The organism is Collimonas arenae (genome assembly GCF_000786695.1).
GTDB classification, from domain to species: Bacteria; Pseudomonadota; Gammaproteobacteria; order Burkholderiales; family Burkholderiaceae_D; genus Collimonas; species Collimonas arenae_A.
This window is the reverse complement of sequence record NZ_CP009962.1, coordinates 4,574,406-4,587,595: the sequence shown is the minus strand read 5'-3', so window position 1 is coordinate 4,587,595 and position 13,190 is coordinate 4,574,406. Positions and strand designations below refer to the sequence as shown.

Annotated in this window: 10 protein-coding genes; 7 read left to right on the top strand and 3 right to left on the bottom strand. The window is 56.7% G+C overall.

Features of this window, described 5'->3' with window-relative positions; genetic code table 11:
• Nucleotides 1-40: 40 nt before the first annotated feature.
• The 5 genes from LT85_RS20200 (at nucleotide 41) to lpdA (ending at nucleotide 8,209) form a co-directional block, all read left to right on the top strand.
• On the top strand, nucleotides 41-487 hold the full coding sequence (locus LT85_RS20200) for an excinuclease ATPase subunit (protein WP_038492533.1): 447 nt from the start codon (nucleotides 41-43) through the stop codon (nucleotides 485-487).
• Between the two features lie 469 nt (nucleotides 488-956).
• On the top strand, nucleotides 957-3,653 hold the full coding sequence (gene aceE / locus LT85_RS20195) for a pyruvate dehydrogenase (acetyl-transferring), homodimeric type (RefSeq protein WP_038492531.1): 2,697 nt from the start codon (nucleotides 957-959) through the stop codon (nucleotides 3,651-3,653).
• Between the two features lie 245 nt (nucleotides 3,654-3,898).
• Nucleotides 3,899-5,227: a dihydrolipoyllysine-residue acetyltransferase gene (aceF, locus tag LT85_RS20190; RefSeq protein WP_038492528.1), complete on the top strand. Its 1,329-nt coding sequence runs from the start codon at nucleotides 3,899-3,901 to the stop codon at nucleotides 5,225-5,227.
• Nucleotides 5,228-5,465: 238 nt separating this feature from the next.
• Nucleotides 5,466-6,047, top strand: coding sequence for an MFS transporter (locus LT85_RS20185; protein ID WP_038492524.1), 582 nt, complete (start codon nucleotides 5,466-5,468; stop codon nucleotides 6,045-6,047).
• 62 nt (nucleotides 6,048-6,109) lie between these two features.
• Nucleotides 6,110-8,209, top strand: coding sequence for a dihydrolipoyl dehydrogenase (lpdA, locus tag LT85_RS20180; protein ID WP_081992580.1), 2,100 nt, complete (start codon nucleotides 6,110-6,112; stop codon nucleotides 8,207-8,209).
• Between the two features lie 124 nt (nucleotides 8,210-8,333).
• On the opposite strand, the gene LT85_RS20175 is transcribed toward lpdA, so the two are convergent.
• The 3 genes from LT85_RS20175 to LT85_RS20165 form a co-directional block, all read right to left on the bottom strand.
• Nucleotides 8,334-8,816 (bottom strand): C40 family peptidase, encoded by a 483-nt coding sequence (locus LT85_RS20175; protein ID WP_038492521.1) that lies wholly within the window; start codon nucleotides 8,814-8,816, stop codon nucleotides 8,334-8,336.
• Between the two features lie 23 nt (nucleotides 8,817-8,839).
• Entirely contained in the window at nucleotides 8,840-10,042 is a 1,203-nt protein-coding gene (locus LT85_RS20170; protein WP_038492517.1) for an acetylornithine transaminase, read from the bottom strand.
• Between the two features lie 234 nt (nucleotides 10,043-10,276).
• A complete protein-coding gene (locus LT85_RS20165; RefSeq protein WP_038492514.1) occupies nucleotides 10,277-11,302 on the bottom strand; it encodes a CDP-6-deoxy-delta-3,4-glucoseen reductase in 1,026 nt (341 codons plus the stop codon).
• An 11-nt stretch (nucleotides 11,303-11,313) separates the two neighbouring features.
• Here LT85_RS20165 and LT85_RS20160 point away from each other — a divergent pair, with 11 nt between their 5' ends.
• Together LT85_RS20160 and LT85_RS20155 are read left to right on the top strand one after the other, a co-directional pair.
• Nucleotides 11,314-12,237 carry an SDR family oxidoreductase gene (locus tag LT85_RS20160; RefSeq protein WP_038492511.1) on the top strand — a complete coding sequence of 308 codons (924 nt, stop codon included), beginning with the start codon at nucleotides 11,314-11,316 and terminating at the stop codon, nucleotides 12,235-12,237.
• 177 nt (nucleotides 12,238-12,414) lie between these two features.
• Nucleotides 12,415-13,188 carry an ABC transporter ATP-binding protein gene (locus LT85_RS20155; protein WP_038492509.1) on the top strand — a complete coding sequence of 258 codons (774 nt, stop codon included), beginning with the start codon at nucleotides 12,415-12,417 and terminating at the stop codon, nucleotides 13,186-13,188.
• Nucleotides 13,189-13,190: the final 2 nt, after the last annotated feature.

The following is a 13,190-nucleotide window of genomic DNA, read 5'->3' as shown; positions in this document are numbered from 1 at the left end:
AGGGAATTTCTAACGTTAACTATTAAACACAAGGGGAAAAATGAAAAATCTGATGCTGATGATGGCCGTCGCTGCAGGAATCCTGCTGAGCGCCGTGCCTGCACAAGCCGCCGACAGAGTCGTGATGTTGCCGTTGGCTGCAGCGATGGCAGATAATGATGCGCAAAGCCGCCTGGGCGATAGCGTGCATTTTTATTTCGGCAATCAGCCAACACCGGCAGTGCAGGAAAAACTGGGTAGCAACAAAACCAGCCAGAAGACCAATGCCTTTGGCAAGTCTGACGAAAAAGCCTGTAACTGGGCGTTCCTGTCTGCAATGCTGAGTTTGCAAAAGCATGCACAGAGCCTGGGCGCTAACGCGGTCACCAATATTGTGAGCAACTACAATAATGTCGAGCATGCAAGCGCAACGGAATTCGAATGCCATGCGGGAGCCATTATGGCTGGCGTCGCCTTGAAGGGCGATTTTGTCAAAGTTGCCAAGTAACGCATAAGTACCTGACGGACCTGCTCATCTGGCACAAGACAGTTGCTGCAAACCATGGAATACGGCATTGCATCAGGCGAAAGTCGTTTGTCCAAAAATAAAAAAGCGCTGACCATCTCTGGTCCAGCGCTTTTTTATTTGGATTTATCGCTGTTGTTATATTGAATCAGCTATAAGTCGCAATTTCATGATGTCTATGTGTAACTATTGTTGCGTCGCGCCATAAAAATGGCGATGTATATTTTGCTTTTGAGTCAATGACATTACTTTTGAGATGATGTTTTTTACAGCCATTTGCCTTGCTATGCAGCATATTTTCATAATATGAAACGTCATATCGCTATTTGGAAATGGAAAAAACTCCTGTTAGAATTTGGCGTCCGTCTACAAAGTGACGTAGATGCTTGCGACCCAACCCGCTAATCCGATACACAAAATTGGACAGGCGCACAAATTCAGGAGACTCAGCATGTCAGCCCAGCTCGACCAGGTTTTGGCCCAAGCCGCCAACGATCCAGATGTCATAGAAACCCAAGAGTGGCTTGACGCGCTCGAAGCTGTTATTGAAACCGAAGGCCCTGAACGCGCGCATTATCTGATGGAAAGAATGGTTGACCTGGCGCGTCGTCGCGGCGCCCAGATCCCGTTTTCCAGCAATACCGCTTACGTCAACACTATTCCGGCCCACATGGGCGAGCCTTGTCCTGGCAACCTGGAAATCGAAGAGCGCCTGCGCTCGTGGATGCGCTGGAATGCTATGGCGATGGTGGTCAAGGCCAACCGCCTCGATGGCGACCTCGGTGGCCACCTGTCCAGCTTTGCATCGCTGGCCAACATGCTGGGCATCGGCTTCAACCATTTCTGGCACGCGCCTTCCGAAAACCACGGTGGCGATCTGCTGTACATCCAAGGCCACTCGTCGCCAGGCATCTACGCCCGCGCTTTCCTCGAAGGCCGCCTGACTGAAGACCAACTGCTGCATTTCCGCCGCGAAGTCGACGGCAAAGGCCTGTCGTCTTACCCGCATCCGAAGCTGATGCCTGACTTCTGGCAATTCCCGACTGTGTCGATGGGCCTGGGCCCGCTGATGGCGATCTACCAGGCGCGTTTCCTCAAATACCTGCACGCACGCAGCATCGCCGATACCGCCAACCGCAAGGTCTGGGCTTTCTGCGGCGATGGTGAAATGGATGAGCCGGAATCGATGGGCGCCATCGGCATGGCCGGTCGCGAGCGTCTCGACAACCTGGTCATCGTGGTCAACTGTAACCTGCAGCGCCTGGACGGTCCGGTGCGCGGCAACGGTAAGATCATCCAGGAACTGGAGAGCGATTTCCGCGGTGCCGGCTGGAATGTGGTCAAAGTCATCTGGGGTGCAGGCTGGGACGATCTGCTGGCGCGCGACAAGGAAGGTATCCTGCAACGCGTGATGATGGAAACCGTCGACGGCGAATACCAGAACTACAAGGCCAAGGACGGCGCTTTCGTGCGCAAGCATTTCTTCGGCAAGCATCCGAAATTGCTGGAACTGGTCAGCAAGATGTCCGACGACGACATCTGGCATCTGACCCGCGGCGGCCATGATCCGCACAAGATTTACGCTGCCTTCAAAGTGGCGCAAGAACACAAGGGCCAGCCGACCGTATTGCTGGTCAAGAGTATCAAGGGTTATGGCTTCGGCAAATCGGGCGAAGCGCGCAACACCGCACACAACACCAAGAAGCTGGACGACGAGGCGATCAAGGCCATGCGTGACCGCTTCCAGTTGCCGATCCCGGACGACAAGCTGGCTGAAGTGCCATTCTTCAAGCCATCCGACGACACGCCGGAAATGCAATATCTGCATGCCCGCCGCAAAGAGCTGGGCGGCTACCTGCCGCAACGTCGCCAGAAGGCCGACGAAGAGCTGATCGTGCCGGAACTGTCTGCATTCAAGGGCGCGTTGGAAGCGACCGCCGAAGGCCGTGAAATTTCCACTACCCAGGCTTACGTCCGTATCCTGAATACATTGCTGCGCGACCCGAGCCTGGGCCAGCGCGTGGTGCCGATCATGGTCGACGAATCGCGTACCTTCGGTATGGAAGGTCTGTTCCGCCAGATCGGTATTTTCAGCCAGGTCGGTCAGCTGTATGAGCCAGTCGATAAAGACCAGGTGATGTACTACCGTGAAGACAAGGCCGGCCAGATTCTGCAGGAAGGCATCAATGAAGCCGGCGGCATGAGTTCGTGGATTGCTGCGGCAACGTCGTACTCGACCAACAACCGGGTCATGATTCCGTTCTACACCTATTACTCGATGTTCGGCCTGCAACGTATCGGCGATCTGGCCTGGGCTGCCGGCGACATGCGCGCCCGCGGCTTCCTGCTGGGCGGTACTGCCGGCCGTACGACATTGAATGGCGAAGGCTTGCAGCATGAAGACGGCCACAGCCATGTACTGGCGTCGACCATCCCTAACTGCGTACCTTACGATCCGACCTTCTCGCACGAAGTCGCGGTCATCATGCACGACGGTCTGCGCCGCATGGTCACCAACCAGGAAGACGTGTTCTACTACCTGACGCTGATGAACGAGAACTACAGCCACCCTGGTCTGAAGGAAGGCCAGGAAGAGGGCATCATCAAGGGTCTGTACCTGTTGCAGGAAAGTGGCAAGAAGAACAAGCTGCGCGTGCAACTGATGGGCTCTGGCACCATTCTGCGCGAAGTCATCGAAGGCGCAGCCCTGCTCGCCAACGACTGGGGTGTGGATGCCGATGTCTGGTCGGCGCCATCGTTCACCCTGCTGGCCCGCGACGGCCAGGACGTGGAGCGCTGGAACATGCTGCACCCGACGGACACTCCACGCGTGGCGCACATCACCCAATGCGTGAAGGATACCCAGGGCCCGATCATCGTCTCGACCGATTACATGCGCACGTTTGCCGAACAGACCCGGGCATTCATTCCGGCCGGCCGCACGTTCAAGGTCTTGGGCACCGATGGTTTCGGTCGTTCGGATACCCGCGCCAAGCTGCGTGAATTCTTCGAAGTCGACCGCCATTATGTTGCCGTTGCGGCATTGAAGGCGTTGGCCGACGAAGGCAAGATCGAAGCCTCGGTTGTCGCCGCCGCAATTACCAAGTATGGTATCAATCCGGACAAGCCGAACCCGGTCACGCAATAAGTCGTAGTAACTGGATAGGGAGAGTCGAAAAACCGTAGCGAGCGGTGTAATCTCGGCAGGAGAAGCGCAGCCGTACGGAGGTACGGTGAGCATCGCAGTGCCGAGATAACGCCGCGCAGTAGGTTTTTCGGGCTTCCGTAACAAGCAGTACTTAAATTTCCACGGTTGGGACGCGCTGGCTTGATGTTTCTAGAGGGAAACTCAAGCCAGCGCTTCGCAGCGGGCAGAATGAATGGAGCTAAGCGATGAGTATGGTGGAAGTCAAAGTCCCGGACATCGGCGACGTCAGTGAAGTTGAAGTCATTGAATTGATGGTGAAAGTCGGTGACACGGTAAAAGTCGATCAGTCGCTGATCACTGTCGAATCCGACAAGGCCAGTATGGAAATCCCGTCCAGCCACGCGGGCGTGATCAAAGAATTGAAAATCAAGCTGGGCGACAAGGTCAAGGAAGGCACACTAGTGCTGGTACTGGAAGCCGATGCGGCCGCGGCGGCGCCAGCCAGCGCCCCGGCAGCTGCTGCAGCACCGGCGCCGGCAGCCGCCGCTGCGGCCCCCGCACCTGCGCCCGTCGCAGAAAACAAACCGGCGCCTGCTCCTGCTCCGGTAGCAGCAGCGGCTCCGGCCGCCGCTAGCGGCAGCATCCCGCATGCGTCGCCATCGGTGCGCAAATTCGCGCGTGAACTGGGCGTTGACCTGAGCCGCGTCGCCGGCACCGGCATCAAGGCTCGCATTACGCACGAAGATGTGCAGAACTATGTCAAGAGCGTGATTGCAGGTACTGCCAGCACCAATGGCACTGCGGCAAGCAAGGGTGGCAGCGGCGTCGGTCTTGATCTGCTGGCATGGCCATCGCTGGATTTCAGCAAGCAAGGTCCGACCGAGTTGCTGCCATTGTCGCGCATCAAAAAGCTCAGCGGTCCGAACCTGCACCGCAACTGGGTCATGATCCCGCACGTTACGCAATTCGACGAAGCCGATATCACCGAGCTGGAAGAATTCCGCAAACAAGCCAATGATGCTTTCGCCAAGGCCAAATCGCCGGTCAAGTTGACCATGCTGGCGTTCGTGATCAAGGCCAGCGTTGCGGCGCTGAAGAAATTCCCGGCGTTCAACGCCTCGCTGGACGGCAAGGGTGAAAACCTGATCCTCAAGCAGTACTACAACATCGGCTTTGCCGCCGATACGCCGAATGGCCTGGTCGTGCCGGTGATCAAAGATGCCGACAAAAAGGGCATCAGCCAGATCGCGCAGGAAATGGGCGAATTGTCTGCCCAGGCTCGCGACGGCAAACTGAAGCCGGCCGACATGCAGGGTGCGACCTTCACGATTTCGTCCCTGGGTGGTATCGGTGGTACAGCATTCACGCCGATCATCAACGCACCTGAAGTGGCGATCCTGGGCTTGTCGAAAGCATCGATGAAACCGGTCTGGGACGGCAAACAGTTCGTGCCGCGCCTGATGATGCCGACGTCGCTGTCCTACGACCACCGCGTGGTCGACGGCGCCATGGGGGCGCGTTTCAGCGTCTATCTGGCTGACGTATTGGCCGACATGCGGAAGACATTGTTGTAATACTGGCGTGGTGCTTCGTTTTTGTCAGAACATAAAAGCTCGTCTTTTTGCCCCATACGTCGTTGCGCATCCTCGTGATAGTTCACTATCACTCCGGTACGCGCCTAGTCTGGGACAAAAATCCTTCGCTTTTCTTGTTCTGCCAAAGAACGAATCATCACACTAGCTGGCGGAAAAGCATCGCAGATCGATCTTGTACGTCACTTGCGGTCATTTGGCATACCGATGGAGAGCAACTATGACTACCTGTGTTGTCGTCAAAAAAAATGGACAGATCGCGATAGCATCTGATTCGCTGGTGACATTCGGCGATACCCGTTTGTCGCACGCCTACGAGGTCAACAACAAGATATTCCAGATTGGCGAGTCGTATATTACGCTGGCCGGCACCGCCGCTCATTTTCCGGTGATGCGCAAGCTGCTGACCGGCATGGGTGAGGACTGCAAGCTGACTAATCGCGAAGATGTGTTCGAGACTTTTTCCAAGGTGCACAGCATTCTCAAGGATCAGTATTTCCTGAACACCAAAGAGGACGAGGACGACCCTTACGAGTCATCGCAGATCACCGCGCTGATCGCCAATCCCTACGGTATTTTCGGCGTGTATTCGTATCGCGAAGTATTCAGCTTCGATCGTTTCTGGGGTATCGGCAGCGGTCGCAATTTTGCACTGGGCGCGATGTATGCGGTCTACGACCAGGATCTCAGCGCTCAGCGGATTGCCGAGATAGGCATACATGCCGGTGTCGAATTCGACAAAAGCTCAGCCACGCCGTTGCGCATTCACAGTTTTGAAATGAAATCCCAGGCGGAGCTTTAAGCAACGTCACATCATAAATAATTTCTTCTTCCGGCAGGAAGAGCAAGCATGGAGCAAACGCTATGAGCATGGTTGAAGTCAAGGTCCCGGATATCGGCGACGTCAAAGAAGTGGAAGTCATTGAGCTGATGGTCAAAGTGGGCGATACCGTCAAGGTCGACCAGTCGCTGATCACCGTTGAATCCGACAAAGCCAGCATGGAGATTCCATCGAACCAGGCCGGCGTCATCAAGGAAATCAAGGTCAAGGTCGGCGATAAAGTCAGCGAGGGTTCATTGGTTCTGGTGCTGGAAGCAGCAACGGCAGCCGCAGTAGCTGCAGCGCCTGCTGCTGCGGCCGCTCCGGCACCTGCCGCAGCAGCTGCGGCTTTGGCTGTGCCGGCGCCTGTTGCTGCCGGTGTTGCAAGCACTATCGAAATCAAGGTGCCGGATATCGGCGACGTCAAGGAAGTCGATGTCATCGAGGTGATGGTCAAGGTGGGCGATGTGGTCAAGGTCGAGCAATCGCTGATCACTGTCGAATCCGACAAGGCAAGCATGGAAATTCCATCGAGCCAGGCCGGCGTCATCAAGGAAATCAAAGTCAAGGTCGGCGACAAGGTCGGCGAAGGTTCCGTGGTTGTGCTGCTTGAAACCACCAGTGGCGCAGCGCCTGCTCCAGCTACGGCAGCCGCCGTCGCGCCGGTTGCGGCGCCTGTAGTTGCAGCTCCTGCCGCTTCCAGTTTCGCTGGCAAAGTCGATATTGAATGCGATACCGTGGTGCTGGGCGCAGGTCCTGGCGGCTATACAGCGGCTTTCCGCGCTGCCGACCTCGGCCAGAGCGTGGTCATGATCGAGCGCTATCCCAGCCTCGGCGGGGTTTGCCTGAACGTTGGCTGTATTCCGTCAAAAGCGCTGCTGCATGCCGCCAAGGTTATCACTGAAGCAGAAGAAATGGCGCATTTCGGCGTCAAGATGTCGGCTCCTGAAATCGATATCGATGCACTGCGCGGTTGGAAAGAAAGCGTCATCAAGAAGCTGACGGGCGGCTTGTCGGGCCTGGCCAAGGCACGCAAGGTGCAAGTCGTGACTGGCAAGGGCGCATTCAGCTCGGCCAACACGATTACCGTGGAAACTGCGGATGGTCCGAAGGTCGTCGGCTTCAAGAACGCGATTATCGCCGCTGGTTCTTCGGTTGCCCGGATTCCAGGCTTCCCCTACGACGATCCACGTCTGATCGATTCCACCGGGGCACTCGAACTGCGCCAGATTCCAAAGAAACTGCTGGTCATCGGCGGTGGCATCATTGGCCTTGAAATGGCTTGCGTGTATGACGCTCTCGGTTCCAAGGTTACCGTGGTCGAGTTTGCCGACGGCCTTATCCCGGCGGCTGACCGAGATGTCGTCAAGCCATTGCAAAAACGTATCGAAAAGCGCTACGAAGCGATTTACCTGAAGACCAAGGTCACCAAGCTGGAAGCCTTGAAAGAAGGTCTGCGCGCAACCTTTGAGGGTGCCGACAGCAGCTCGCCGGCAGCACCGGAACCGCAACTGTACGACATGGTGCTGGTGGCCGTCGGCCGCCGTCCTAACGGCAAGGAAATCGCTGCGGAAAAGGCTGGCGTCATCGTCAATGAACGTGGCTTCATCCCTGCCAACAAACAGCAACGCACTAACGTCAGCCACATCTTTGCCATCGGCGATATCTGCGGCGATCCGATGCTGGCGCATAAAGCGACTAACGAAGCCAAGGTTGCCGCTGAAGTCATCGCCGGCCACAAGGTCGAGTTCGACGCCATGACGATTCCTTCGGTGGCTTACACCGATCCCGAAATCGCGTGGATGGGTTTGACCGAAACCGAAGCCAAGGCCAAGGGCATTCCTTTCGAAAAAGCCAATTTCCCGTGGGCGGCCAGCGGCCGAGCGCTGGCAATGGGGCGCGACGACGGCATGACCAAGCTGCTGTGGGACCCAAGCACCAAGCGTATTATCGGTGCGGGAATTGTTGGCGTGAATGCCGGCGAGCTGCTGGCGGAAACCGTGCTGGCGATGGAAATGGGCGCCGACCTGGAAGACCTGGCGCTGACTATTCATGCCCATCCGACCCTGTCGGAAACGCCGATGTTTGCGGCCGAAATGGGTTTGGGGACGATTACCGACCTGTTCATTCCAAAGAAGAAATAAGAGCCGGCGCTGCACTTTCCCGGAAGTGCAGCGTCAACAGGCAAGGCATAAAAACGCCGTTCCGGTATAAGCCGGAACGGCGTTTTTTATTTCAAACTATTTAGGAACTGGATACTAGCGGCAATCAATCGAAGTATCTGCGCACGGCTTCAAATCGCGCTGCATAATAATTGTTGTCGAGACGGTCTATGCGCACCTTGCCGTTGGTCGACGGTGCGTTGATAAAGCGGCCGTCGCCGATATAGATGCCGACATGTGAAAACGCGCGATGCATGGTATTGAAGAACACCAGGTCGCCAGGCCGCAATTCGGCTTTGGTGATGGGGCGGCCCTGGCGCGCGATATCTGCCGCGCTGCCGGTCACCTTGAGGCCCGCCGCCTGCCGGTAGACATAACTGACCATGCCGCTGCAGTCGAGTCCGGCTTCTGGGTTTTTGCCGCCGAAGCGGTAGTTGGTGTCGATCAGGCCCAGCGAGTAGATGACGATATCGTTACCCTTATCGCTGATCGGTGTGTTGTCGGCGGAGCCGGGACGGACCGAGCCGGTGCCGCCGCAAGCTGCCAATAACAATACCAGGCAACAAACAAGGAAATTTTTTATCGTCATCTATAGCCCATTTTTTGAGAGTTTTACTTCTTGATCTGGCCGATTACATCCGACAGCATGGTGATCATCTGATCAATCTCGGCAACTGTTACGTTCAGCGAAGGCATGAAACGCAACAGATTCGGGCGCGGCGAATTCAACAACAGGCCGACCGGATTCAGGTCACGCGCGATATCGACGATTTGCGGGCCAATGTCGCTGCCTAGCTTCAGCGCCCGCAACAAGCCTTCGCCGCGTTCGCCTTCGAGTCCGTGTTTCTCGGTCAGTTTCAACAACTCGCCGCGAAGGTAAGCGCCTTTGTCTTTTACCGATTGCATGAAGCCCGGCGCCAGCAGGGTCTTGATCACCGCCACGCCAACTGCCGTCATCAGCGGATTGCCGTTATAAGTGCCGCCCTGGTCGCCGGCTTCGAAGCAGGCGATTTCTTCACGCGCCAGCAAGGCTGCCAGCGGCACGCCGCCGCCGATGCCTTTACCCAACGTCATGATATCCGGTTCGACTCCCGATAACTGATAGGCAAACAATTCGCCGGTGCGGCCCATGCCGGATTGTACTTCGTCGACGATCAGCAAGATGCCGCGCTTCTTGGTCAGTTCGCGCAAGCCTTGCATGAATTCGCGCGTCGCCGGAATCACGCCACTTTCGCCTTGCACCGGCTCCAGCATCACCGCGACCGTCTTATCGTTGATGAGCTGTTCGACGCTGGCCAGGTCATTCAGTTCCGCTTTCGGGAAACCAGGCACCTGCGGCGCGAAAATGGTATCCCAGCCGGGTTTGCCGCTGGCCGACATGGTTGCCAGCGTGCGGCCGTGGAAGCTGTGGTTGAAAGTGATGATTTCAAAGCGATTCTGGCCGGCCTGGTTCGGGTTCTTCTTGCCCCACTTGCGCGCCAGCTTGATCGCGCCTTCGTTGGCTTCCGCGCCGCTGTTGGTGAAAAACACGCGGTCGAAGCAGGAATTGGCGGTCAACAGGTTGGCCAGTTCGATCGATGGCGCATTGTAGAAAGCCGGCGAAGGGTTCAGGATTTTCTTCGATTGGACAAGCAAGGCGTCCTGAATGCATTGCGGCGAGTGGCCCAGCGCATTGACCGCCCAGCCCTGCAAATAATCCAGGTAGCGCTTGCCGGTATGATCCGTCATCCACATGCCGTCGCCCTCGGTAAACACCAGGGGCGGGCGGTTAGTGATATACATCAGGTCGTTGACGGGGTACTGATTGAATTCCATTGCAAGCTCCTAGAAAAAGGGCAAAAAAAAACCACAGGCATCGCCTGTGGCTTCGTGATCAGGCAGCGGTCACGCGCACGGCTTACCTGGCAAAGGTAATGAGTTATGGCGTCGCAACAAGGTCTTGATCATGTTCATGACGCAAATATTAGGACGTTTTGTGTGGTGCGTCAAAAAATATTTGCGCCGCTGTTGTCGACAGTCCTCAGTGCACGTTCAGTACAGGTTCAGCGTTTAGTGCGCCAGATCCGCTTCCGAAGTAAACGAATCCGCATAAAACTCTTCCGCCGGCAGTTTGCACAAGGCGACAAAGTCGCGCTGCGCCGATTCGACCACGATCGGCGCGCCGCAGGCATACACCTGATAGGCTGACAAGTCGGGCAAATCGTCGATCACGGCCTGGTGCACGAAACCGCTGCGGCCAGTCCATTGATCTTCCGACTGCGCATTCGAGATCACCGGCACGAACTTGAAGTTGGGCAGTGTGGCCGCCCATTCCTCGCACAGCGCCATCATGTACAAGTCTTGCGGACGGCGGCCGCCCCAGTACAAGATGATCGGTCGTTGCGAGCCTGTATGAACACATTGTTCGATCAAGGCTTTGATCGGCGCAAAACCGGTGCCCGAGGCCAGCAGCACCATCGGCTTGTCCGAATCCTCGCGCAGGAAGAAGGTACCCATCGGCCCTTCCAGGCGCAGGATGTCGCGTTCTTTCATCGTGGTGAATACCTGGTCGGTAAATACGCCGCCGGGCATATGGCGAATATGCAGCGTCAGGTGTTCGTCCTTGTAAGGTGCGTTGGCCATGCTGTAACTACGGCGCTTGCCGTCGCGCAGAATGAATTCGATGTACTGGCCGGCCAGATATTGCAGGCGTTCGTTGGCCGGTAGCTGGAGCGACAATATCACCACGTCATCCGCCACCTTGTCGATCTTGGCGATGCGGGTCGGCATTTTGCGCACCGGGAATTCGCCGATGCCGGCGACCTCGCGTGCTTCGATGGTGACGTCGGAATGCGGCGTGGCGCAGCAGAACAGGGAAAATCCCAGTTGTTCTTCCTTCACCGGCAGTGCTTTTTCCTGATGCGGGCCGTGCGTGATCTCACCGTCCAGTAATTTACCCTTGCAAGAACTGCAAGCCCCGTTCTTGCAGCCGTAAGGCAGGCCGACGCCGGCGCGTATTGCGGCGTTGAGAATGGTCTCGCCTTCGTCGCAAGTAAATTGTCGGCCGCTAGGCTGAACGGTTATCTGAAAACTCATACAATCCTGTAATGAAAAATATAAAACAACACCATGGCGATAAGCTTGGAAAGCCGCGCCTTCTAATCCTCGGTTGCGGCGACGTGGGACTGCGTTTGTTAGAACTATTGCAACACCGGTTTCGCGTGTTGGCGGTGACCAGCCAGCCAAGCCGTTGCGCTGAACTGCGTGCTGCCGGGGCGATTCCGCTGGTAGCCGATCTTGATCAACCGGCAACATTGGCGCGCCTTGCGCGTCTGGCGCAGATCGTTGTGCATCTGGCGCCGCCGCATTCGGCGGGAGAAAAGGACCAGCGTACCCGCAATCTGGCCGCCATTTTACCCGAGCGCGCCACTCTTGTTTACATCAGTACCACTGGCGTCTATGGCGATTGCGACGGAGCGTTGATTACCGAAACCCAGACCCTGCAGCCGCACAATGGTCGTGCCAGGCGCCGCGTCGATGCCGAGCAGGTTTTGCGCGGATGGGCGCGACGCCGTTCAGGGCGCCTGGCGATCCTGCGGGTGCCGGGCATTTATGCGGCAAACCGCTTGCCGCTGGAGCGCTTGCGCAAGGGGACGCCGGCCCTGGTTGCCGAGGATGATGTGTATACCAACCACATTCATGCCGACGACCTGGCGCGGGTTATCGCTGCAGCGCTGTTCAAGGCAGCGCCTTTGCGGGTCTACCATGCCAGCGACGATTCTCAACTGAAGATGGCGGAGTACTTCGACCTGGTGGCCAAGGCTTTCGACTTCCCGCCGCCGCCCCGGCTTCCGCGGGCCGAACTGGAAAAAGTAGTGTCGCCGATGCTGCTGTCGTTCATGTCGGAATCGCGCCGTTTGCAAAACCAGCGGATCAAGCAAGAGTTGGGCGTTCGTTTGCATTATCCCGATGTGCAAACGGCATTGCGGGCCATGATCGCGACGGGGGAAAATGTGGAGCAGCGAGAGTGAGAGTTATTTCTATGGAATGATTTCTATATTTGTTTTTCGCATAAGCATAGAAGTTATAAGTTGTTGTAAGGCGGAAAGTTGACCGATAAAGTGAAAAGCAAATAAAAAATCCACTTTATATGCGCTTGCCAACTAAGAAGCGGCGCTGCAATTCGACGCGAAAGCCGCCATTTCCCCATGAAGTTATCTTTCAAGCACGTCAACAAGCAATTTTCCGGCTTGCCGGTCATCGACGATTTCAGCCGTGAAATCGAAGAAGGCGAACTGGTCGCGCTGGTCGGTCCGTCCGGCTGCGGCAAATCGACGCTCTTGCATCTGGCGGCGGGCCTTGGCGTTCCAAGCAGAGGCGCAGTACTGGCCGATGGCAAGGACATCAAGGGTCCGCATCCCGAGCGCATGCTGATGTTTCAAGAGAATGCACTTTATCCGTGGCTGACCCTGGAAGCCAATGTGGCCTTGGCGCTGGAGCTGCAAAAAGTGAGCAAAGCTAGTGCCCGCCAGCAAGCGCGCGACTGGCTTGCCAAAGTCAGTCTGCAGGGTTTTGAAGCCTACTATCCGCATCAGGTTTCCGGCGGCATGCGGCAACGCGCGGCGTTGGCGCGCGCTTTCATCACCAAGCCAAAAGTGCTGCTGCTGGATGAGCCGTTCGGCGCGCTGGATGCCTTGACGCGCATGACTTTGCAGGATTCTTTGCGCCAGCTGATCCGGGAAGAGCGTCCGACGGTGTTGCTGGTGACGCACGATGTCGACGAAGCCTTGTTCCTGGCTGACCGCATTCTGGTATTCAGTCCGCGTCCGGCTAAGGTGCTGCGCGAGTTCCAGTTGAACCGACACGAGAAAACCCACGATCTTTCCGAATTTTCCGCCACCCGGCGGGAAATTCTTTGCCTGCTCGGGATACACGCAGAGCAAGACGCATTCGCCAAAAAACTTGAGGATATTGCAGCATGAAA

Coding starts and splice junctions, on each gene's coding strand:
- LT85_RS20200 (WP_038492533.1), top strand. CDS start 41: ATGAAAAATCTGATGCTGATGATGGCCGTCGCTGCAGGAATCCTGCTG.
- aceE (WP_038492531.1), top strand. CDS start 957: ATGTCAGCCCAGCTCGACCAGGTTTTGGCCCAAGCCGCCAACGATCCA.
- aceF (WP_038492528.1), top strand. CDS start 3,899: ATGAGTATGGTGGAAGTCAAAGTCCCGGACATCGGCGACGTCAGTGAA.
- LT85_RS20185 (WP_038492524.1), top strand. CDS start 5,466: ATGACTACCTGTGTTGTCGTCAAAAAAAATGGACAGATCGCGATAGCA.
- lpdA (WP_081992580.1), top strand. CDS start 6,110: ATGAGCATGGTTGAAGTCAAGGTCCCGGATATCGGCGACGTCAAAGAA.
- LT85_RS20175 (WP_038492521.1), bottom strand. CDS start 8,816: ATGACGATAAAAAATTTCCTTGTTTGTTGCCTGGTATTGTTATTGGCA.
- LT85_RS20170 (WP_038492517.1), bottom strand. CDS start 10,042: ATGGAATTCAATCAGTACCCCGTCAACGACCTGATGTATATCACTAAC.
- LT85_RS20165 (WP_038492514.1), bottom strand. CDS start 11,302: ATGAGTTTTCAGATAACCGTTCAGCCTAGCGGCCGACAATTTACTTGC.
- LT85_RS20160 (WP_038492511.1), top strand. CDS start 11,314: ATGAAAAATATAAAACAACACCATGGCGATAAGCTTGGAAAGCCGCGC.
- LT85_RS20155 (WP_038492509.1), top strand. CDS start 12,415: ATGAAGTTATCTTTCAAGCACGTCAACAAGCAATTTTCCGGCTTGCCG.